This window comes from Sandaracinaceae bacterium, from assembly GCA_020633055.1.
Classification (GTDB): Bacteria; Myxococcota_A; Polyangia; order Polyangiales; family Houyiibacteriaceae; genus JADJJE01.
The window spans coordinates 159,430-181,054 of sequence record JACKEJ010000011.1 but is presented as its reverse complement, the minus strand read 5'-3'; the positions used below and the strand labels follow the sequence as shown (position 1 = coordinate 181,054).

Below are 21,625 nucleotides of genomic sequence, written 5' to 3'. Positions count from 1 at the left end.
GCCTCCTCTTCGCTGCTATGCGGGGTCACGCAGCACACGGGCCGCCGCGCGCAGCCCGCTCGCGAGGCAGTCCGGAACGCCGATTCCGTCGTAGCCGTTGCCGGCGAGCTCGATGCCCAGCTCGCGTGCCCGCGCGCGTGCGTCGGCCACGTGCGCGTGGTGTCCCGGGGCGTAGATGGGCAGCGCCCGCAGCCTGCGCTTGGTCCGCGAGAGCGTGGGCTCCGCCGTGATGCCCACGAAGTGCTGCAGCTCCGCGCGCGTGAACTCCACCAACTCGGCGTCGCTGCAGCCGGGCGGGGCCTCCATCACGCAGCGCACCAACACCTCGCCGCGCGGCGCGCGGCCGTGCCACTTGCGGCTCGCCCACGTGCACGCGACCAGCGCGCGGCCGAGCGCAGGGTCCACCAGGAAGCCTGTGCCGTCTACGCCCGCGGCCCAATCGCCGTCTCCAGTCGCGCCCTTCGAAATGAAGGGCAGGTCGGCGGCGTGGTAGCCCAGGGACACCACGTTCACGTCCGACGCCCGGATCATGGCGAGCTGGTCCGAGAGCGTGGGGTCCAGTCCAGCGACGAGCCGCGCGCCCATCCAGGTCGGGCAGGCCAGCACCACGGTGTCGGCCTCGATCTCTCCGTGTCGGCTGGTGATCACGCGCAGCTGCCCCACGCTCGTCCGCCGAATGCTCTGTGCCGGGACGCCGAGGTACGTCCAGGGGGCCACCTCCTGCGCCAGCGCCTCGACGAGCGTCTGCATGCCACCCGAGAGCGTCACCAGTCCTCCCTGCTCGCCGCTCCGTGGCGCCAGCATCAGGGCCAGCCCCACGCTCCCGTAGCGGCGCTCGTGGTCGGCGAGCTTGGGCATGGCGCCCTGCATGCCGAGCGCGCTCGTGGGCGAGCCGAAGACCCCGCGCAGCATGGGCTCCACGATGTGCTCCGCCACCTCCACGCCGAAGCGACGCCCCATGAAGCCGGCCACGCTCTCTTCCTCGGTTGCGCGCGTCACGAAGGGCTCGAGCAGGAGGCGCAGCTTCGCGCTGGGGCTCAGCAGGCGCGATCCCAGCAGCTCCCGCACCGCGCCCCGCTCGAAGCGGAAGAGGCTCGCGGGGAGCGGCTCGAGGCCCCCTCGGCCTGCGATGTAGGCGCGGCGCGGGGCGCTGCCGCTGCGCACGAGCTTGCCCTCGAGGCCCAGCCACGCGAGGTGCTGTGTCATCTGCGACTTGCTCGAGAGGAAGCTATCGGCGCCGTGCTCGATCACCCAGCCGCCCGTACGCTCCGTCTCGACCAGGCCTCCCACGCGAGCGCCCGCCTCGAGCAGCGTCACACGGGCCCCGGCTCGCCGCAGCCGCGCTGCCGCGCCCAGCCCGGCCACGCCAGCGCCGATGACCACCGCGGTGGTCAAGACGCCCTCGCGGTGGCCGGCTCGTACGGGCAGGCCGGGTCCTCCGCCAGGAAGCTCCCGCTGGCAGCGTAGGCTCTCGCCCGCGAACCGCCGCAGACCTTGCGGAACTCACAGCTCCCACAGGCCCCTTCGAGCAGGTCCGGCTCACGCAACGCTAGGAAGACTGACGACCGCTGGTACGTGGCGGTCAGACCTTCCGCCCGCACGTTGCCTGCCACGACGGGCAGGAAGCCGCTCGGCTGGATGTCCCCGACGTGCGAGACGAACGCGACGCCTTGACCGTCGTTGATGCCGCGTCGGACGCGGCCGATGGCGTCCTCGCCTCCGACGTCGCGCAGCCCCACGACGCTCTGCTGCTTCGTGTTGCGCTGGAGCAGCACGCGCCGGAACTGCGGCGCCGCGGTGGTCTTGATGTCGAACGGCGCGCGCGCGGTCAGCAGGGCCAGCCACTCGAGCTGGCGCTCGACCTCGTCGGTCGGCAGCGTCTCGCTCCCAGTGGCACGCCCCACGGGCACTACGAAGAACACGCCCCACAGGTTGATGCGCCGGTCGGCGAGCTGGGTAGCCAGCAGTGGCAGCTCGCTCACGTTGCGGGCGCTGACGCTGGTGTTGGCCTGCGTCGAGAGCCCCAGCGACCGCGCGTGGTCCAGGATCTGATGCGAGCGTGCCCATGACCCGACCACACCCCGAAAGCGGTCATGGGTCGTGGCGCTGGCGCCGTCGATGCTGATGGCCACCCGCGCGACGCCGGCGTCGCGCAAGCGCTCGAGCCATTCGCGTGTGACCAGCGGTGTGGCGCTAGGCGTGAGCGCGATGCGGAGACCCAGGTACGTGCCGTGACGAACCAGCTCGACGATGTCGGAGCGCTTGGCAGGGTCGCCGCCTGTGAGGACCACCAGCTTGGTACCCATCGCTGCGGCCTCATCCAGCAATCGCTTGCCCTCGCGGGTGGTCAGCTCGCGCGCGTCCCGCGTGGGTACCGCGCAGGCTCGGCAGTGCAGGCACGCCAGGTCGCAAGCGCGCGTGGTTTCCCAGAAGAGGATGAAGGGGGCCTGGTCGAAGGGGACTGCTGTGGGCCTGGGCATACAACCTCGCTTTGGTGCCGAACAAGGGGTCTCAGTCGTCGCGCTGCAGCTCCTCTTCGAGGGCCAGCGCCAGGGGGAACAGCACCCCGTCCTCGATCAGGACGTGACGCGTCAGGTCGACGTCGAGCCCGCGGAGCCCTTCCATGAGCTCGCGCCACGGCTCGTCGGCATCGGAGGGGCAGGCGTAGCCTCCCGTGAGTGCGCGAATCGACTCGAGCAGCGAGTCCTCCACGGCGTGCTCGGCGCTCATGATCTGGAGGGGATGGCGCAGTGAAGCAAAGGGCGCCTGCGGCCGCTCCCCACCACACTTCGCGGCTGCGTCGAGCGCGAGCAGGAAGGGGAACAGCACCCGCTCTTCGCGGGCGAGGTGCGCTTCGAGCTCGTCCGCCAGGCTCTCGGCGTACTCGGATAGGCGAATGAGCTCCGGCTGCGTTCGACCGTGCATGCGAGCCACGTCGCCGGCGAGTTCCGCCAGCCGGGGAGCCTCGTGCCGCTCGAAGTCGTGATGGTCGCGGAGGATGTGCCCGATGAGCGCGCTCACCCCGAGTTCGATGGGACCGCAGTCGACGGCGCGGCGGAGTTCGCTGACCAGCGCATCGAGGGGCACGTCGTGCCGGTGGCAGAGCTGACGCAGGGTCTCGTGACGTAGCGCGCGGGGCAGCGCCTCGGCTAGCAGGGGCGCCCCCGATCCGCCCACGCGGAGGGTCAGTTCTTCGAGCGTCAGATCGGGATCGATGACCATGACACTCGAAGGATTGGGCCCTCGCGCGTGCGCGACTATGACATGCGTCATGTCCATGCCGGAAAACGTGCTAGCGTCGCGCGCCATGTCGCGCCCGCTTCCCCAGAAGACCGAGACGATGCTCCGTCGTCGGATGCGGGGCTGCCGGTTCTTCGCCGACCTGGATGAGCGCGAGCTGCTGGAGCTCGAAACTACCTGTTCGCTCTCCACGGTGCGGCGTGGCGAGTTCCTCTGGCGACATGGCGCCGACTCGCACAGCTTCCACTACATCGTGTCCGGGCTCGTGGAGATCCGGCGCCCCACGCCCTCGGCCGAGGTCACGCTCATGGCGTTCTTCGGGCCTACTGAGTGTCCCGGCGCCCCCGTGGTGCTGGAGCGTCGCCGCTACGGCGCCGACGCCGTGGTGGCCAGCGCACAGGCGGTCATCTTGTCCATCAACGCCGTGACCCTCATCGAGCGCATGCAGCGCGACTCGCGTGTGGCCAACGCCATGAACCGCACGCTGCTCGCTCAGTTGCGCCTGCTGCACGGCAAGATCGACGTGATGGCCGCGGGGACTGTGGCGCGTCGCCTCGCGCTCTTCCTGCTGAACCTGGCCGACCGCTTCGGTGACGAACTCGAGGGCGGCGAGACAGTCATCCCCTTTGGTCTGAGTCGTCAGCAGATCGCCACGTACATCGATGCCCGCGTCGAGACGGTCATCCGCACGCTCAGCGTCTGGAAGAAGAGCCGCGTGGTGCTGATCCACCGCGACAGCATCGTCTTGCCCAGCATCGACGTGCTGCGTCAGTCGGTCGCCGGCTGAGCTGACGCAGATCATACCCGCCGGTTCGGCTTCCCCCCACGCTCAGGGCTGGAGGCTGAACATGACCATCTCATTACAGACGACCATCGGCGAGCTCGCGTCCGCCATCCCGCACGCGGCGCGCGTCTTCGAGGCGCACCGCATCGACTACTGCTGCGGAGGGCGCCGCAATCTCGGCGACGCTTGCGCCAAGGTGGGTGCGGACCCCACCAGGGTCATCGCGGAGCTCGAGGCCCCCGCGCGCCACGAGGATGAACAGACCGACTGGCGCGTGGCTCCCCTCGCAACTCTCGCCCAGCACATCCTGGACGTGCACCACACGTTCATGTGGCAGGAGCTGCCGCGCATCGAACAGCTGATGAAGAAGGTGGCGCGGGTGCACGGGGAAGCCCACCCCGAGCTGCTCGAGCTGTCTCCCGTGGTCCTCGGCATGCTGGACGAACTCAACATGCACCTCCTGAAAGAGGAGCGCGTGCTCTTCCCCTACATCCAGGCGCTGGCTGCGGCGACCGGGCCCGTCACGGGACCCTTCGGCACGGTGCTCCACCCCATCAGCATGATGAACGCCGAGCACGAGGACGCGGGCGAGGCGCTCGAGACCATTCATCGGCTGAGCAACCAGCTTCGCGCGCCGGAGGACGCGTGCGGGAGCTACCGCGCCCTGTACGCAGCGCTCGCCGCAGTGGAGCTGGACCTGCACCAGCACATCCACCTCGAGTCCAACGTGCTCTTCCCGCGCGCGCTCGAGCTCGAGCAGGTGCTGAACTCCTCTTCGGCTCGAGGTTGACCCCGCCATGCTCTCGAAGTCGGCAGCACGCATGTTCTTCCTCGTCGGGACGGGGCTCTGCAGCCTCTCGTTCGTTCTTCTGACGGTGGACACTTTCCGACAGATCCCGGGCCAGACCAACGAGCATCTGCTCACGCCAGCGGCCATCCGCGGCAAGCACCTCTTCGACAGCTCCAACTGCATGGGCTGTCACACCATCCTCGGCGAAGGGGCCTACTACGCCCCCGAGCTCACGCGCGTGCACTCCCGCCGCGGGCCCGAGTTCATCTCCGCCATCTTGCGCGACCCCGAGGCCATGTACCCCGGGCGGCGTCGCATGCAGCAGTACGACTTCACGGAGCAGCAGATCAGCGATCTGGTCGCGTTCTTCGCTTGGGTGGACGAGATGGACCTCAACGGGTTCCCGGCAGACCCACCATTGGCAGCGCACATGGGCTCCGCCGTCCAGGTGCCCGTCGCCGACGGGCGGCCTCCCATCTTCGACCAGATGTGCACCGCCTGTCACGCCGTCGGTGGCCGTGGCGGCACGGTCGGGCCGGCCCTCGACGGCGTCGGCAGCCGCTTCGACCAGGACTACCTGAGCCGCTGGCTGAGCAACCCCCAGTCGGTGCGGCCCGGCACCGCGATGCCTGACCTGCCGCTCACCGACGAGCAGGTCGCCTCGCTCACCACCTATCTCGCCACTCTCCACGACGGAACGAGCGCCCCATGAAATACGAGTCACAGCGCATCGCGTACTGGTTCTTCGCGACCTGCATGCTCCTCTTCGGCCTGCAGATCGTCTACGGCTTCATCATGGCGTTCGCGCACGCGGGAATGGATGGGCTGCACGACGTCATCCCCTTCCACACGGCGCGCGCCACGCACACCAACCTCTTGGTGATGTGGAACCTGTGCGGCTTCATGGGGGCGGCTTACTACATCGTGCCCGAAGAGGCCGAGCGTGAACTCTTCTGGCCCAAGCTCGCGGTGGTCCAGCTGGCGGCGTTCGTCGCGGTGGGTGTGACGGCCATCATCGGGTTCCACTTCTCGTGGTGGGAGGGCCGCAAGTTCCTCGAGATCCCGCGGCCGCTCGACTACTTGGTGGTGGTCGACGTGCTGCTCTTCATTGCGAACATCGGGATGACCATCCTCAAGGGCAAGCGCGTCACTACCACCGCTTCCGTTCTCTTCTTCGGCCTCCTGATGGCGGCGCTTCTCTATCTGCCGGGCATGATCCCCACGGACAGCCAGACCGAGGACTCGTACTGGCGCTGGTGGGTGGTGCACCTCTGGGTGGAGGGTGTGTGGGAGCTGATCATGGGCGGGATCTTGGCGTTCCTGCTGATCAAGCTCACGGGCATCGATCGTGAGGTCATCGAGAAGTGGCTCTACGTGATCGTCGGACTCACGTTCCTCTCGGGCATCCTCGGAACGGGCCACCACTACTACTACATCGGCACGCCGCGCTACTGGCTGTGGATTGGCGGCATCTTCAGCGCCCTCGAGCCGCTCGCCTTTCTGGGCATGGCCATGTACGGCATCACCATGGCAAAGAAGGGAGGGCGGAAGCATGCCAACCGGGTGGCCCTCGCGTGGACGGTGGGCTGCTGCGTCATGTCGTTCGTGGGCGCGGGCTTCTTGGGCTTTGCTCACACGCTGCCGCAAGTGAACCTATACACGCACGGCACGCTGGTCACGGCGATGCACGGGCACATGGCCTTCTGGGGCGCGTACGCGATGTTGATCCTCGCCATCATCACCTACGCCATGCCGCTGCTGTCTGGGCGCAAGCTGTATGACACTCCGAGCGCAACGGTCGCGTTCTGGACGTCGAACATCGGCATGATCGCGATGACCCTGGCCTTCGGGGTGGCCGGTGTCTCACAGGTGGTCCTCGAGCGCCGCATGGGCATGGAGTTCCTGGCCGTTCAGGAGGAGGTGGAGGTGCACTTCTGGGGCCTCATCCTCGCAGCTTCGCTCTTCACCGTGGGGGTCACCGCCTTCATCTACAACTTCATTCGCCACGGGCTCCCCAAGGGTGAGGTGCAGGGTGGCGCCCCCGCGCTCGACGAGGACGAGGACGAGGGTGCCGGCGCTGACGCCGCGTCGGGCAGCGCGCTCGACGCCGCCGAGGCGTGATGCCGTACTACCGAGCCACCGGTCGCGAGGAGGAGGTCTTCCTCGCGGCCTACGCCCAGCGGCTCCCCGTGCTGCTCAAGGGGCCCACCGGGTGTGGCAAGTCACGCTTCGTGGAGGCGATGGCGCACCGCCTCGAGCGCGAGCTGGTCACAGTGGCGTGCAACGACGAGACCAGCGCGGCGGACTTGCTCGGGCGCTGGCTGGTGCGCGGTGGCGACACAGTCTGGCAAGACGGTCCCGTCACGCGCGCGGTGCGTGAGGGCGCCATCCTCTATCTGGACGAGGTGGCCGAGGCGCGCGAGGACGTGATCGTGGTGCTCCACCCGCTCACCGACCACCGCCGCGAGCTGTTCGTGGACCGGCACGCCGAGCGGCTCATCGCGCCCCCCGAGTTCCAGCTGGTGGCTAGCTTCAACCCGGGCTACCGGCGCGGGCCCAAAGAGCTGAAACCGTCCACGCGGCAGCGCTTCGTGGGCATTGACTTCACCTACCCCGAGGCTGCGGTGGAGGCCGAGATCGTGACGCGCGAGGTGGGCATCGAAGCCGCCGTGGCCAAGCGCCTGGTGGGGCTGGCGCGCAAGGTCCGCTCGCTCTCCGAGCTGGGCCTCGCCGAGACGGTCTCCACGCGGCTGCTGGTGAACGCGGGGCGCCTAATCCGCGCCGGGGTGGACCCGCGGGTGGCGTGCGTGCACACCGTGGTGGCCCCCCTCACCGACGACCCGGAGGTCGCAGGGGCTCTCCGCGACGTCGTCCACCTGGTGTTCTGAGGGGCGCATGGCCTGGGACGAGGCGCTCTTCGGCTGGCTCTACGACGCGGTGCGCAAGCGCCGTGGGGCCGTGCCTTCGAAGGAGCAGCTACTGCGCGAGGTGCGCCTCGAGCCCCTGGTGCCGCGCCTGCGGCTCTTGGCGAGCGCGCTGGGCGAACGCTCGCTCGAGGTACGCGAGGCCGAGGGCGACGGGTCATACCGAGATGACGTTATCTTCCTTCCCGCGAGGATGGAGTGGGCGGCAGACCCGGAGCGCAACGAGCTGGCGTACGTGGTCCGTGTGGCCTTCGTGACCACCGCGATGCGTTGCGCACCCGTGTTCTTGCCAGCGGACGCGGGGCCCGACGAGCGCGCTATCGCCGCCGTGGCGGTGTCCGATGTCGTCCTGCGGGTGCTCCAGGAAGAGCTCCCTGTGGCGGCCGAGGGCTGCGTTGCGCTCGGCGCCGAAGCGCTTGCGGGGCGCGTGGGGTCGCTAGACTCGCGTCAGGGCGCGCTCGACACGTGGGCTGCGGCCCGCCTGGGTCTGCCGCTCACAGAAGAAGCGCGGGCCTTCGTGGAGCACGCCCACGTCCTGCCCTGGCCACAGCAGGTGGCGCTGTTCAAGGCGCTCCCCGGGCCGCTGCGCAGCTTCCCCCTGTTCGGTGGGCTGGGCTCGCAGAGCAGCAGCGTGTGGGCGAGCGTGCGCGGCCCTGCCAGCCAGGACGCGCTTCCGAGCGGCACCGAGGTGAAGGGCAGGGCGGTGGAGCACATCACCCGCGTGGAGCTGCCGGACGAGCCGGACGAGGTGAACCCCCTGGTTCACTCCTTCGAGAAGGTGCACACGGCCGAGACCTACACCGGTGGGATGAAGGAGTTGGACGGCGATGACCAGCTGGCCGATCACGCCCAGGCGCTCGAGGAGCTGGACCTGCGCGAGGTGGTCCGGAGCGTCGAGCGTGCGCGCTCGCTGCTGCGCGTGGACGTGATGCTGGAGGGTGGCGCGGGCGACGTGGCGGACGGTGTGGCTTCGCTCGGGATCCCGTATCCCGAGTGGGACGAGCGCCGGCGCAGCTACCGTGAGGGGTGGTGCCACGTGCAGGCCGGGCGCGTCCGCCGCCGCGTGGCTGCCGCAGCCGCCGAGCAGAAGATGGCCGCGCGCCTGCTCCCGCTGCGCAGAGAGGTGGAGGCCGTCCGGGCCGAGCTCGAGCAGCTCGAGGTGTCACGGCGTTGGCGCTCGCGGCAGCTCGACGGGATCGAGATCGACGAGGACGCCATGGTGGACCGGCACGCCTGCCTCGCGGCCCGCACCACGCCTCCCGACCGCCTCAACCGGCAGCGCCGGCGCAGCGCACCCACCCTCGCGGTGCTGCTGCTCGTGGACAGCAGCCTCTCCACCGACGGCTGGGTGGACGACACCCGCGTGCTCGAACTCGAGATCGACGCGGCGCTGGTGCTCGGCGAGGCCCTCGCGTCGTTCGACATCGAGCTGGGCGTCGGGGCGTTCCACAGCCACACGCGGACGCACTGCCGCTTCGACGTGGTGAAGGGGTTTCAGGAGCCTTGGCGGGGGGCGCGCCATCGCCTCGCGAGCGTCGAGCCAGAGGGCTACACGCGCATTGGGCCCGCCATCCGGCATGCCACGGCGCTGCTCTCCCGTACCCAAGCCCAGCGGCGCCTGCTGCTGCTCCTCACGGACGGGAAGCCCAACGACTACGACCGCTACGAGGGCCGCCATGGGGTGGCGGACGTACGGCAGGCCATCCGCGAGGCCGACGCGAAGCGTGTCCACGTGCACGCCTTCGCCATCGATCACGACGCGCGTTTCCACCTCCCGCAGATGCTGGGTGGTGGCCGCTACACCTTCTTCAAGCACCCGCGCGGCCTCTCGGCGGCGCTCGGCGAGGTCTTGCTGGCGGCGCAGCGCTGACCTGACGCAGATCATACTGCCGCCGCCCGTCGAGGCCTACGTTCGCGTCAGGAGATAGACGATGCGAACCACGACCTACACGAGACTGGGTGTCATCCTCGCGCTGTGTGCTGGTGCCGTCGCGTGCTCGGAGGCCGCCCCGGCCGAAGAAGCCGCGGAGACACCCGCGCCTGTCCTCGACCCGGAGGCCCTCCCGGCGCCCGTGGAGCGGGTGGACCCCACATCGCTGATCGAGGTCGTGGCCCAGCTGGGAGTGCCCCCCATGGCAGCGCCCCCCACCGGCCGCACCAGCCCGGCCCGCGTCTCGGTGACGCTCGAGGTGCGCGAGGAGACGCGCGAGATCGCCGACGGCGCCACGTTCAACTTCTGGACCTTCGGCGGCACCGTGCCTGGCCCGATGATCCGCGTTCGCCGCGGTGACTACGTGGAGATGCACCTCGCGAACCACCCGGACAACACGATGCCGCACAACATCGACCTGCACGCGGTCACGGGACCCGGCGGTGGCGCCACCAGCTCGTTCACGGCGCCCGGCCATCAGACGCAGTTCTCGTTCCAGGCGCTCAACGCAGGCGTCTACGTCTACCACTGCGCCACCGCGCCCGTGGGCATGCACGTGGCCAACGGCATGTACGGGCTCATCGTGGTGGAGCCCGAAGAGGGCTTCCCCGAGGTGGACCACGAGTACTACGTGATGCAGGGCGACTTCTACACCACAGGCAACTACCGCGCGGCGGGTCTGCAGCCGTTCGACATGCAGCGCGCCATCGACGAGAACCCGTCCTACGTCATCTTCAACGGCCGCGACGGTGCGCTGGTGGGCGAGGGCGCGCTGACCGCCAACGTAGGCGAGAACGTCCGAATTTTCTTCGGGAACGGTGGCCCCAACCTGATCAGCTCGTTCCACGTCATCGGCGAGATCTTCGACCGTGTGTGGCTCGAGGGTGGCACGCGCACCACGCAGGACGTCCAGACCACCCTGGTGCCGGCCGGCGGCGCTTCGGTGGTGGACTTCGGCGTGCAGGTGCCGGGCACGTATATCTTGGTGGACCACTCGTTGCTGCGGGCGTTCAACAAGGGTGCGCTCGGCATGCTGCGCGTGACCGGCGACGAGCAGCTCACGGTCTACTCCGGCCAAGAGGTGGACGAGATCTATCTGGGCGACCAGGCGCCCGAGGTGGTGGCCGCGCTGGCGGCGGCGCCCGAGGGACAGGAGCCGCTTGCTGTGCGAATGAGCCGGGGCGAGGCCACCTACCGCGGTGTCTGTGCCGCCTGTCACCAGCGCACGGGCGAGGGCCTCCAGGGAGTCTTCCCGCCGCTCGCCGCGAGCGACTACCTACGACGGCCCGAGTCCGAGCTGGCCACCGTCGTGCTCGCAGGGCTCTCGGGTCCCATCACGGTGAGCGGGCGTCCGTACAACGGCGTCATGCCCGCCTTCGCCAACCTCACGGACCACGAGATCGCAGACGTCCTCACGTACGTGCGCGCCAGTATGGGCAACCGGTTGCCCCCGGTCAGCAACGAGGTCGTCGCCACCGCTCGCCGGGACATGCCCCGCCCCGCTACAGGCGCACATCCGTGAAGAACGGCCTCGCGTGGACCAGCATCATGCTCGGGCTCGTCGGCAGCGTCGCGCTCGCCAGCGCCGCTCAGACAGCCGGAACGCCGCTGGTGCCCGTCGCCGAGGCCGTGCTCTTCCCCTTCTACGGCCGCGGGACAGCCACCGAGGCGGTCTTGGTGCCCGCCTTCGAGATCGAGCGGACGCCAGTCACAAACGCCCAGTTCCTCGCCTTCGTGCGGAGCGCGCCGCGCTGGCAGCGAGGCACCACGCCGCTGCTCTTCGCGGACGAGAGCTACCTCGCGCACTGGGGTGGGCCACTCGACCTCGGGGACGCCGATCCGCGCCAGCCGGTCACGCACGTCTCGTGGTTCGCCGCCCGCGCTTACTGTTCGTCGCTCGGGCGACGGCTGCCCAGCGAGCACGAGTGGGAGCTGGTGGCCCAGGCGGACGAGACGCGCCTCGACGCGAGCCGTGACCCCGCCTTCGTGGCCCGCATCCTCGCCTGGTACGGCACCCCGCGCGGCACCCTGGCGCGCGTGGGCGCGGCACCCGCCAACCGTCACGGCGTGCACGACATGCACGGCCTCGTGTGGGAGTGGGTGCTCGACTTCAACGCCGCCATGGTGGACTCCGACAACCGCGAGCGCGGTGACGGAGAGAGCTCGCAGTTCTGCGGTGGCGGCAGCGTCTCGGCGCGCGACGCCGCCGACTATGCCGCGTTCATGCGCTACGCGTTTCGCTCCAGCCTGCGCGCGTCTTACACGGTCCCGAACCTGGGCTTCCGGTGCGCGCGATGAAGGGACCCTCCATGACCAAGATGAACCCTGCAGTCCTGCTCCTCCTGCTCGCCGGGTGTGGCGGCCACGAGAGCGAGCACACCGGTCATGACGACCACGAGGCGCATCCCGCTCCAGCGGCCAGCGGAGAGGGTGAACCGAGCGGACACGCCGCGCACGAGCACACGGCGCTGGCCGCCATCGAGGGAATGGACCGTCGAGCGACGCTGCACGACCTCGACGTGGCGTTCGCTGACTCCTCGGGCGCGAGCGTGCGCCTCCGGGACCTGAGCGGGGCGCCTGCGCTCATCACCATGTTCTACGGGAGCTGCACCACGATCTGTCCGCTGATCCTCACGGATCTCGCCCGCGTCACGGAAGAAGTCGGCGATCCGAGCCTCCGCGTGGTGGCCGCCACCTTCGACCCCGAGCGCGACACGGCCGAGCGCCTGGGCGCCATCACGCGCGAGCGCGGCCTCGACCCTGTGCGCTTCCGCCTGGTGCGGGGCGACGAAGAGGGCACGCGAGATCTCGCGATGGCGCTCGGCATTCAGTACCGTCGGCTGCCCAGCGGCGAGTTCGCCCACAGCGCCCTCATCACCCTGATTGATGCGGAAGGTCACGTCGTGACCCGCCACGAAGGCGTTGGGCAGCCGCTGCACACCATCATCGCGCAAGCGCGCGCGCTCGCCCCGGCTCCAGCACCAACGGCTGGCGCCAACACCATCACACCTTGAAAGAACCCAGCATGTCCACGAACCAGCCCGTCCGTCTCTCTCGTCGCGTCTTCCTCGCCCGCGTCACCGCGTCTGGAGCCGCCCTCGGTGCTCTCGGCGCGCTCGGCTGCGGTGGGAGTGAGCCCGAGGCCCTCACGTGCACCGGCGCCGTCGACGCCACGGCGCAGGCCACCCGCTCGGCTCTCCACTACGTCGACGCATCCGCCGACCCCAGCAAGCAGTGCATCGCCTGCGCGCTGTACCAGGGGAACGCTGCTGCGTGCGGCACGTGCGGCGCTGTGCCGGGGCCAATCCACCCGCAGGGCACCTGCGACGCTTTCGCGCCCAAACCGGTCTGAAGAGCGTTGGGCCGACCATCCGGGGCCGCCACGCGAAGCATGCTTCACCACTCACGGGACCCGCGCGTCCATGTCCCAACGGCTCGAGCGCCCCGCGATGGCGCGGCCGCGTCGGCGCGTTGGTAGAGGTCAGCGCGGTGCGGTCAGCACGTCGGCGGCGCGGTCGAGCAGCGACTCGAAGAAAGATGGGCCGAAGACCGCGATGGTCGAGGCCGCCAACACGCCAGCGATGGCGATCACGGTCGCCGCGGTCAGCGTCGAGCGTGCATCGCGGGGCGCGCGCACCGCATGGCGACCGGCCAGCAGCGCGACGAGGCTGTGGAGCGTGACGAACGCGAGGGCGAGGGGGCGCACGGTGATCACCGCGAGCCCGAGCGAGATGAGCCCGAGCGAGAGCGAGAAGATGAATGACACCAGGCTCGTCGCGACGCCCACTACGAGAAGTGCCGCGGAAACGACCAGCCATCGGCGTCCGCGACGGAGGGCGCGCTCTCGGTGAAGACCCACGTCCACGCCACCTTCCACCGCGCCTGGCGCGCTCGGAGACGTGCGTGGGCGGGTCGCCATGGTCACGACCAGCAGCGTCAGGGCGAAGCCGAGCAATGCGCCACCGCACAGGCCCGTCCCGAGCAGGAACTCCAACACGACGCCAGCGTCCTCGCTCTCGACTCCCATCCCCATGACCAGACCCGTGACGCCGAACACGAGGCCCGAGAGCATGGCGTTGGCGGTGGCGACGGCGACCGCGAAGACGCCACGCCGCTCGGGTCGCTTGCGAACCTGCGAGACCCCCAGCGCCGCCAACGGGGCGCCCAGCAGCAGCGTGGGCAGCGCCAGGCAGCACAGCGCGCCGAGCACCAGGAGAACGTAGTCCATGGGGCGAGCGTACGGAGGCGCGTCTCCGCAATCCAGCGGCGTCGACGCCCGCGATGCGGCGACGTCAGCGTCAGTAGTTGCGCATGGCGCCGACGTCGAGCACGTGGTGCCCCGCCTTCTCCAGCATCCCCGCTGCGGCGCAGCTGCGCCCACCGCTCTTGCAGTAGACCACTACGTTCGACCGGCCGCGGATCTCGCCCATCCGCGCGCCCAGCTCCTGGACCGGGATGTTGAGAGCGCCCTCGACGTGCCCCTCGGCGAACTCGGCGGGGGTGCGCACGTCGAGCAGCAGCGCGCCGTCGGCGACCAGCTGTCGGGCACGGTCGTTGGAGGGGGAGGGGGTGCGGGTGAACCAGGACATGGGGGGCTCCTTGTGTGGGAATCGTCGTTCGCCCGTAGGAGCCAGGCATCCACCACGAGGGTTCACGGAAATGTCGCGAACGTGCGCGCGCGCTCGGGTTGCGTGCCCGACGTAACGCCCTGCGCTCCCTCCGCGCTCAGTCGCCCCTTCGTCGACGGCGCGCCAGCAGCCTCCGGTTTGCGACTCACGGCAGCCGCGCGCAGTCCCACGGTTCGTCGTCCCCTGCGGGAGGGAGCGCCTCGAACGTCACGCGCAGCGCCGTCCGCGCGCGGTGCAGCCGGCTCTTCAGGGCGGGCACGGTGATGCCCAGCCGCTCGGCAGTCTCGGCGGCGCTCAGGCCCAACAGGTCGCGCATCACGATGACCTCGCGCTGGGCGTCGGGCAGACCGCACAGCGCGCGTCCGATGGCGCGGCCCACCTGCGCGGCCTCCAGCCGCTCTTCCGGGGTCGCCCCGTCGTCCGCCTGGTGCGCCACCGAGCTCTCCGGCAGGTGGGGCTGATTCTTCAGTCCCCGGCGACGACGGTTGCACGCGCTCCGCGCCAGCGCGAACACCCAGCTGGAGAGCGCCGCGCGCTGCTCGAAGTCGCCCAGGTGCGAGGCCACGGCCAGCAGCGTGTCCTGCATGACGTCCATGGCGTCGGCTTCGTGCCGACACAGCTGCTGGCCGAAGCGCCTCACCGAGGGGCTCAGCTCGGTGAGGAGTGCCTGCATCGCCGCGCCGTCTCCGCTCTTGGCCCGCTCGATGAGCGCCTCGTCGCTACGCGCCGCTGACTTCCGGTTCACCATGGGCGTCACCGTAGCAGCTGGCGTCCCCACGCGAAACGCGCGCCCGCGCCTCCTGGTGGCTGCGCAGGGAGTAGTAGAGCAGCGGCACGGTCATGCGCGAGAGCAGCAGCGAGGCCACCTCGCCCGCCATGAGCGCGATGGCGAGACCTTGGAAGATGGGGTCGAACAGGATCACGCCGGCGCCCACGATGACCGCCGCCGCGGTCAGCACCATCGGCCGGAAGCGCACCGCCCCCGCGTCCACGACCGCGTCCTCGAGCGCCATGCCCTCGGCCAAGCGCAGCTCGATGAAGTCCACCAGGATGATGGAGTTGCGCACCACGATGCCCGCGCCCGCGATGAAGCCGATCATGGACGTGGCCGAGAAGAACGCGCCGAGCAGCCCGTGCGCCGGGAGGATGCCCACCAGCGAGAACGGGATGGCCGACATGATCACGATGGGCACCAGGTACGAGCGGAACCACGCGAGCACGAGCACGTAGATGAGCAGCAGCACGACCCCGAAGGCCACGCCCAGGTCGCGGAAGACCTCGTACGTGATGTGCCACTCGCCGTCCCACTTCACCGCGTAGCGGCTGGTGTCGCTGGGCTGCTCGGCGGTCAGCTGCGTCAACGCGTACCCTTCGGGCAGCGCGATGTCGTCGAGCGCCGGCCCGAGCTCGAGCATGGCGTACACGGGGCTCTCGATGGCCCCAGCCACGTCGCCCGTCACGTAGACCACGGGCAGCAGGTTCTTGTGGTAGATGCTGTGCTCCTGGACGCCGTCCTCCACGCGCACGAGCTCGCGCAGGGGCACCACGCGTCCGTCGGCCCCCGCGATGGGTGTGGCCAGCAGGCGGTCACGGTCCGAGCGCGTCGCGCGGTCGAGCTGCACGCGGATGGGCACGTCGCTCGGCATGCGCTCGTCGTGCAGGCGTCCCACCTGTTCGCCCGACACGGCCAGGCGTAGCGTCCGTGCGATCTGCGCCTCGCTCACGCCGTGCAGCGCAGCCTTCTCGTCGTCGACCACGAAGCGGCGCTCGGCTTGGGCGGTCTCCATGAACACGTCCACGTCCACCACGCCGTCGAGCGCGGTCATCGCGTCACGGATCTGTCCGGCGAGCTCGATCTGCCGCTCGTAGTTGGGCCCGTAGACCTCGGCCACGAGCGTCTGCAGCACCGGAGGCCCGGGGGGCACCTCGGTCACCTGCAGGGTCGCACCGAAGCGCGCAGCCACCGGCAGCAGCTCCTCGCGCAGCGCCCGCGCGATGTCGTGGCTCTGGGTGTCGCGGTCGTGCTTGGGCACCAGGTTCACGACGATGTCCGCCATGTGGCTGCCCTGGCGCAGGTAGTAGTGGCGCACCAGGCCGTTGAAGGTGATGGGGCCCGACGTGCCGACGTAGCTCTGGTAGCTGACCACCTCGGGGCGCTGCCGCACCACGTCCGCGAGGGCGCGAGTGACGCGGGCGGTCTCCTCCAGGGTGGTGCCCTCGGGCATGTCCACCATCACCTGGAACTCGCTCTTGTTGTCGAAGGGCAGCATCTTGACCTTCACCCAGCCCACCGCGACCAGCGCCAGGCTGCCCAGCAGGAGCACCTGGATGCCGATCAGGAAGGTCCAGCGCGCGCGTCGGCTGCGGATCAGGAACCCGACGAAGCGGCGATACGCGCGTGTCGAGGCGCCCTCGGGGGCGTCGTGCCCGTGCCCGCCGCCGTGCTCCCCCTCGCCGGCGTGACCCGCGTCGCGGCGCTTCAGGAGGCGCACCGAGGCCCAAGGGGTGACCGCGAAGGCCACGATCAGCGAGAACACCATGGCGGCCGCCGCGCCGACTGGGATGGGGCGCATGTAGGGCCCCATCAGGCCGCCCACGAACGCCATCGGCAGGATGGCCGCGATGACCGTCATGGTCGCGAGGATGGTGGGGTTGCCCACCTCGTCCGTGGCGCGCACCGCCACCTCGAGCAGCGGGCGTCCCTGGTTCTCGGGCAGGTGGTAGTGGCGCGCGATGTTCTCGACCACCACGATGGCGTCGTCCACCAAGATGCCGATGCTGAAGATCAGCGCGAACAGCGTGATGCGGTTGAGCGTGTAGCCGTAGAGGTAGAAGACGGTCAGCGTGAGCGCGAGGGTGGCGGGGATGGCCAGCATCACGATCAGCGCCTCGCGTCGGCCCAGCGCGATGAGGATCAAGAGGGCCACGCCGACCACGGCGACCCCCATGTGCAGCAGCAGCTCGTCGCTCTTCTCGGCGGCGGACTCGCCGTAGTCGCGGGTGATGCTCAACTGCACGTCGCTGGGGACCAGCGTGCCGCGCAGGGTCTCGAGGCGCGCCATCACGGCGCTCACCACCGCGACCGCGTTCGTGCCCTCGCGCTTGGCAATGGCGAGGGTCACGGCGGGCCACTCACTCTCTCCTGCGCGGGCGGCTACTTCGTCGTGCTCGGCCGCAGCGCCTGCGCCGAAGCGCACGTACGAGGCAGGTTCGGCCCCGCCGTCCACGACCTCGGCCACGTCGCGCAGGTACACGGGGCGTCCCTCCCAGGCGCCGACGACGACGCTGCGCACCTGGTCTGCGTTCTCGAGCGCCGCGCCCGTCTCGATCAGCAGCTCGCGCCCGCCCTCGGCGACGGACCCCGCCGGCATGCGCGCGTTCTGCGATGCGAGCGCCTGCGTGATGGCGAGCGGCGACAGGCCGCGCGCGCCGAGGCGCTCGGGGTCGATCAGCACGCGTACCTCGCGCGCCTCGCCACCGATGACCTGCACTTCCGTCACGTCCGGGACCTGCTTCAGCTCGGCGCGCAGCTCGTCCGCCACGCGGCGCAGCTGGGCGCTGTCGTAGCGCTCGCTGAACAGCGTGACGGCCAGCACGGGCACGTCGTCGATGAAGCGTGGCCGGATGAGGGGCGCAGTGGCCTCGCTGGGCAGTCGGTCGGCGTGCGCCGCGAGGTGGTCGCGCACGCGCAGGATGGCGTCCTCCTCGCTGGCCCCGACGCGGAAGCGCGCGATGACCAGGCTCTGACCGGGGCTCGAGGTGGAGTAGACGTACTCCACCTCCGGCACCTCTTGCACCAGGCGCTCGACGGGGGACGAGACGCGCTGCTCCACCTCGCGGGCGGTGGCGCCCGGCATGCCGATGAAGATGTCCACCATCGGGACCTTGATCTGTGGCTCCTCCTCGCGCGGGAGCAGCTGCACGGCGAAGGCGCCGAGCGCGACGGCGCTGACGATGAGCACCGGGGTCAGCTTGTTGCCGATGAACGCGCCGGCGAGGCGGCCGGCCATGCCGGACTTGGGCTGCTCGGAGCTCATGGGCGCACCTCCACATGGTCACGGTCACGCAGCGTCGCGGGGGCATCCACGACCACCGTCTCACCTGGCGACAGGCCGGACAGCACCGCCACCTCGTCGTCCACGGCTGCACCCAGGGTCACCAGGCGCAGCTCGGCGACGTCGTCGTTCACCACGAACACGCGGTCGAGGGACGCCCGCGCGGAGACGGCGGCGCGGGGCACGGTCAGCCGCACCTCGGCGGGCCGCGGGAACAGCACACGGGCGAACATCCCCGGGTCGACGCCGTCGAGCGCGTCCGCGGGCAGGTCCACCTTGACCATGAACGCGCGCGCGGCGGGGTCGACCAGCGGCGATACCTCGCCGACGGTGCCCGTCAGGACACGTTCGGCGGCCTCCACGCGCACGGTGACGGCCTGACCCACGGAGACCGTACCCACCATCGACTCGGGGAGGGCCACCTCGACGCGCCGTCCGCCGTCTTGCTCCAGGATGTAGAGGGGCATGCCGGGGGCGCTCAGGTCGCCCACCTGCGCTGGGCGGGCGAGCACCACCCCGTCGAACGGAGCGCGGACGCGCGTGTACTCGAGGGCGTTGCGCGCGCTCTGGACCATGGCCTGGCTCTGGGCGATGCGTGACGAAGCGCGGTTCATGCCGGACTGGCTCGCGGCGAACCGGGCCTCGGCGGCGCGGAGCGCGGCTGCGGCTTCGTCGGCGCGCTGCTGGGGCACGGCGCGCTCGGCGGCCAGCGCTTGGATGCGCTCGTGGGTGGTGCGCGCCAGCCGGAGGTCGGCCTCGGCCGCATCCGCCTGCTGCGCATACTGCACGCGCGCGGCTTCGGCCTCGAGCGTGCCGGCGCGGGCCTGAAGCAGCCCGGCGCGGGGGTCGGCGTCGTCCAGCGTGGCCAGCAGCTGTCCGCGCGTGACGCGCTGGCCCACGGTCGCGTCGAGCGTGCGGACGTAGCCCATCATGCGGCTGGTGAGGGTGGCGGTGTTGAGCCCGCGGACCGTGCCCGTGCCCGTGTAGGAGGCCGCGACCGGACCCTCCGTGGCTTGGGCGACCTGCACCGACACCGCGTCTGGCTCACCGCCGCCGTGCTCGGGCGCGTCGGCCTGCGCCGAGCCGCAGCCGAGAGCGAACAGCGCGACGAGGGCGAGCGAGGAGGGCGCGAGGAACGTACGAGGGACTAGGGACGACATGGGCTTCATCGACTTCGTGGGATGCGTGGGGTTCATGGGGACACCTCTTCTTGGGTGACGGAGGTTCGACCGAGGGCGACGCCCAGCTCGATGCGCGCGAGCTCACGGGCGTGGCGGGCGGCGAGCAGGTTGAGCTCGGCGTCCAACAGAGCTGCCTCGCTGCGCACGAGCGTGGCCGCGTCGCTCATGCCCCGCTCCAGGTGGCGCCGGGCGAGCTCGCTGGCTGCACGCGCCACCTCGACGGAGCGGGCGGCGACGGTGAGCCGGGCCTCGCTCGCCTCGAGGGAGAGCTCGGCCTGCCGGATGCGGAGGCGCACCGCGGACTCGGCGCTCGCGCGGCTGGCGTGGACAGCGTCCAGGTCGGCCTCGGTGGCGCGGCGCTGGGCGAGGTCGCGCAGGCCGTTGAACAGGTTGACTTGCAGCACCAGACCCACCGTCCAGCTCTCCCCGTGGCTTCCGTCGACGAGCCGGGAGCGGTGGCTCTGCAGCTCGGCGGCGGCCGACAGGACGGGGGCAAAGCGCGCCAAGGAGGCCCGGTGAGCGGCGAGCGCGGCGGCCTCGGTGGCGCGGGCGCGCTGCACCTCGGGGTGCTCGTCCAGGGGCAGGCGCTCGACGTCGACCCGCGCGCTCGATGTGGCATCCGAGGTCTCGGGCACCGGTGAGACGAGCGCGCTGACCTGGTCCAAGGGGAGCCCCAGAGCGTCGTGCAGCGCGGCCAGGGCGGACTCGGCTGCCAGACGCGCCTCGATGGCGCGCTCCGCCGTGACGGCGAGGTGCAGCTCCACCATCAACAGGTCTTGGTCAGTGGCCATCTGGTTCGCGACCAGCGCGCGCATCTGCGCGGCGTCCGCCTCGGCGGCTTGCACTGCCTGCTCCGCGACGCGCGCGCCCTCGTTCGCCAGCTGCGCCCCGTGGTAGGCCCGGGCGACCTGCGCCGCCAGCTCCAGCTCGGCTTGGGTGAGCGAGGCCTCCGCCGCCCGTTCGGCTTCACGCGCGGCCCGCGCGCCGAACCAGCCCTCCGCGTGGATCAGGGGCACGCGCAACACCAGCCGCGACGCGTGGTCCGTGATGGCGCTCGGCCCGTTCAGGGCGGGCAGGGCCAGGTCTGCCGCGCCAAAGCGCCCCTGCAACAGCCGCGTGCCGAACGCGAACACCGGCTGGTCACCGCGGGTGAACGACTGCTCGAAGTCCAGCCTCGGAAGCAGGTTGCCGCGCGCGGCCATGGCCTCTGCGTCCCGCCGAGCGAGCTGCGCACGGGCGCCGGCCAAGCGCGGGTCGTGCTCCTGGGCGAGCTGCAGGGCGTCGCCCAGCGTGAGCGGATGCGCCTCCTGGGCGCTGGCCCTTGGGGCCAGCAGCGACAGGGACCCGGAGAGGCCGGTCAGGAGGAGCGCGTAGCGAGCGAGGGGGGACATGCCCGTACGAGCCAGCGAGCCCGGAAAAGGGTTCGCGCCTCCCTGAGATTCACGTCCGCGCCCCGTGCCACCGCTGAGAGCGAAGAAGCGACGATGTCAGATGTCCAGCACCACCCGAATCGGGAGCGTCTCCACGTCCGTCCCCAGCTCGACCACGTAGGCTCCCTCGGGGAGCGACCACGCCGCGGCCGCCGTGTCCCACACGCGCAGCGTGTCGAGCGGCACCGTGATGCGCACCGTCTCCGTCGCGCCGGGCGCCACCTCGACCTGCGCGAAGCCCGGGAGGTCTCGGGGGGCTCGCGGTCCCAAGGTGTCAGGCGCGCCCACGTACACCTGCACGGTCTCGCGGCCGCCCATGGCGCCGGTGTTCGATACGTCCACGGAGGCCACCAGCTCCTCCCCCTCGACCATGACCGTCCCGTTCGAGAGGGTGAAGGTCGTGTAGCTCCGTCCGAATCCGAAGGGTAGAGCGGGGCCACGGCGTCGCGCTGTAGCAGCCGGGTCCACGGTGACGAGGGCGCGAACCAGGCCGAGGGAGCGCGCGCATAGGAGGCAGGCAACGCCACGCACAGCACGCCCATCCCGCACTGCAGCTCCTTGGCGATGCGCTCGGCAGCCGCGACGTCGACCTTCGCGCCAGCGAACCAGCGCTGCAGGGTGCGGGGCTCCACATGCACGCGAGACGCCAGCTCACGCTGAGTG

Annotated in this window: 20 protein-coding genes and 1 pseudogene; 10 read left to right on the top strand and 11 right to left on the bottom strand. The window is 70.6% G+C overall.

Annotation, left to right across the window (positions count from 1 at the left end; translation table 11 throughout):
• Positions 1-15: 15 nt before the first annotated feature.
• From hemG to H6726_25265, 3 genes are read right to left on the bottom strand one after another with little or no spacing between them, the layout of a single operon-like run.
• Complete coding sequence (gene hemG, locus H6726_25275) at positions 16-1,395, bottom strand: protoporphyrinogen oxidase (protein MCB9660983.1); 1,380 nt, start codon at positions 1,393-1,395, stop codon at positions 16-18.
• On the bottom strand, positions 1,392-2,480 hold the full coding sequence (locus H6726_25270; GenBank protein ID MCB9660982.1) for a TIGR04053 family radical SAM/SPASM domain-containing protein: 1,089 nt from the start codon (positions 2,478-2,480) through the stop codon (positions 1,392-1,394). The genes hemG and H6726_25270 overlap by 4 nt, the downstream gene beginning before the upstream one ends.
• 31 nt (positions 2,481-2,511) lie before the next feature.
• Entirely contained in the window at positions 2,512-3,222 is a 711-nt protein-coding gene (locus H6726_25265) for a hemerythrin domain-containing protein (GenBank protein MCB9660981.1), read from the bottom strand.
• An 85-nt stretch (positions 3,223-3,307) separates the two neighbouring features.
• On the opposite strand from H6726_25265, the gene H6726_25260 reads away from it, so the two are divergent.
• The 10 genes from H6726_25260 (at position 3,308) to H6726_25215 (ending at position 13,020) form a co-directional block, all read left to right on the top strand.
• Complete coding sequence (locus H6726_25260; GenBank protein MCB9660980.1) at positions 3,308-4,027, top strand: Crp/Fnr family transcriptional regulator; 720 nt, start codon at positions 3,308-3,310, stop codon at positions 4,025-4,027.
• Between the two features lie 61 nt (positions 4,028-4,088).
• Complete coding sequence (ric, locus tag H6726_25255; GenBank protein ID MCB9660979.1) at positions 4,089-4,814, top strand: iron-sulfur cluster repair di-iron protein; 726 nt, start codon at positions 4,089-4,091, stop codon at positions 4,812-4,814.
• A 7-nt stretch (positions 4,815-4,821) separates the two neighbouring features.
• Positions 4,822-5,526 carry a c-type cytochrome gene (locus H6726_25250; GenBank protein ID MCB9660978.1) on the top strand — a complete coding sequence of 235 codons (705 nt, stop codon included), beginning with the start codon at positions 4,822-4,824 and terminating at the stop codon, positions 5,524-5,526.
• On the top strand, positions 5,523-6,935 hold the full coding sequence (locus tag H6726_25245) for a cbb3-type cytochrome c oxidase subunit I (GenBank protein ID MCB9660977.1): 1,413 nt from the start codon (positions 5,523-5,525) through the stop codon (positions 6,933-6,935). The genes H6726_25250 and H6726_25245 overlap by 4 nt, the downstream gene beginning before the upstream one ends.
• Positions 6,935-7,702 carry a CbbQ/NirQ/NorQ/GpvN family protein gene (locus tag H6726_25240; GenBank protein ID MCB9660976.1) on the top strand — a complete coding sequence of 256 codons (768 nt, stop codon included), beginning with the start codon at positions 6,935-6,937 and terminating at the stop codon, positions 7,700-7,702. The genes H6726_25245 and H6726_25240 overlap by 1 nt, the downstream gene beginning before the upstream one ends.
• Positions 7,703-7,709: 7 nt before the next feature.
• Positions 7,710-9,608 carry a VWA domain-containing protein gene (locus H6726_25235; protein ID MCB9660975.1) on the top strand — a complete coding sequence of 633 codons (1,899 nt, stop codon included), beginning with the start codon at positions 7,710-7,712 and terminating at the stop codon, positions 9,606-9,608.
• 61 nt (positions 9,609-9,669) lie between these two features.
• Positions 9,670-11,190, top strand: coding sequence for a nitrite reductase, copper-containing (gene nirK, locus H6726_25230; protein MCB9660974.1), 1,521 nt, complete (start codon positions 9,670-9,672; stop codon positions 11,188-11,190).
• Between the two features lie 26 nt (positions 11,191-11,216).
• Entirely contained in the window at positions 11,217-11,966 is a 750-nt protein-coding gene (locus H6726_25225) for a formylglycine-generating enzyme family protein (protein MCB9660973.1), read from the top strand.
• Positions 11,967-11,977: 11 nt separating this feature from the next.
• A complete protein-coding gene (locus H6726_25220; protein ID MCB9660972.1) occupies positions 11,978-12,682 on the top strand; it encodes an SCO family protein in 705 nt (234 codons plus the stop codon).
• An 11-nt stretch (positions 12,683-12,693) separates the two neighbouring features.
• Positions 12,694-13,020 carry a hypothetical protein gene (locus H6726_25215; GenBank protein ID MCB9660971.1) on the top strand — a complete coding sequence of 109 codons (327 nt, stop codon included), beginning with the start codon at positions 12,694-12,696 and terminating at the stop codon, positions 13,018-13,020.
• A 129-nt stretch (positions 13,021-13,149) separates the two neighbouring features.
• Here the strand turns inward: H6726_25215 and H6726_25210 are convergent, their stop codons facing one another.
• The 8 genes and pseudogenes from H6726_25210 to H6726_25175 form a co-directional block, all read right to left on the bottom strand.
• Positions 13,150-13,896, bottom strand: a complete 747-nt coding sequence (locus H6726_25210; GenBank protein ID MCB9660970.1) for a hypothetical protein — start codon at positions 13,894-13,896, stop codon at positions 13,150-13,152.
• Between the two features lie 70 nt (positions 13,897-13,966).
• Positions 13,967-14,257 (bottom strand): rhodanese-like domain-containing protein, encoded by a 291-nt coding sequence (locus H6726_25205; GenBank protein MCB9660969.1) that lies wholly within the window; start codon positions 14,255-14,257, stop codon positions 13,967-13,969.
• Positions 14,258-14,441: 184 nt separating this feature from the next.
• Positions 14,442-15,044 carry an RNA polymerase sigma factor gene (locus H6726_25200; protein ID MCB9660968.1) on the bottom strand — a complete coding sequence of 201 codons (603 nt, stop codon included), beginning with the start codon at positions 15,042-15,044 and terminating at the stop codon, positions 14,442-14,444.
• Positions 15,016-18,333, bottom strand: coding sequence for an efflux RND transporter permease subunit (locus H6726_25195; GenBank protein ID MCB9660967.1), 3,318 nt, complete (start codon positions 18,331-18,333; stop codon positions 15,016-15,018). Before H6726_25195 ends, H6726_25200 begins: the two co-directional genes overlap by 29 nt.
• The gene (locus tag H6726_25190; protein MCB9660966.1) at positions 18,330-19,547 is read right to left on the bottom strand and encodes an efflux RND transporter periplasmic adaptor subunit; all 1,218 of its coding nucleotides are present in this window, start codon (positions 19,545-19,547) and stop codon (positions 18,330-18,332) included. Before H6726_25190 ends, H6726_25195 begins: the two co-directional genes overlap by 4 nt.
• Positions 19,544-20,923, bottom strand: coding sequence for a TolC family protein (locus tag H6726_25185; protein ID MCB9660965.1), 1,380 nt, complete (start codon positions 20,921-20,923; stop codon positions 19,544-19,546). The genes H6726_25190 and H6726_25185 overlap by 4 nt, the downstream gene beginning before the upstream one ends.
• Before the next feature lie 96 nt (positions 20,924-21,019).
• Positions 21,020-21,304, bottom strand: coding sequence for a fibronectin type III-like domain-contianing protein (locus H6726_25180; GenBank protein MCB9660964.1), 285 nt, complete (start codon positions 21,302-21,304; stop codon positions 21,020-21,022).
• A 194-nt stretch (positions 21,305-21,498) separates the two neighbouring features.
• Positions 21,499-21,612, bottom strand: a pseudogene (locus tag H6726_25175) (hypothetical protein).
• Positions 21,613-21,625: the final 13 nt, after the last annotated feature.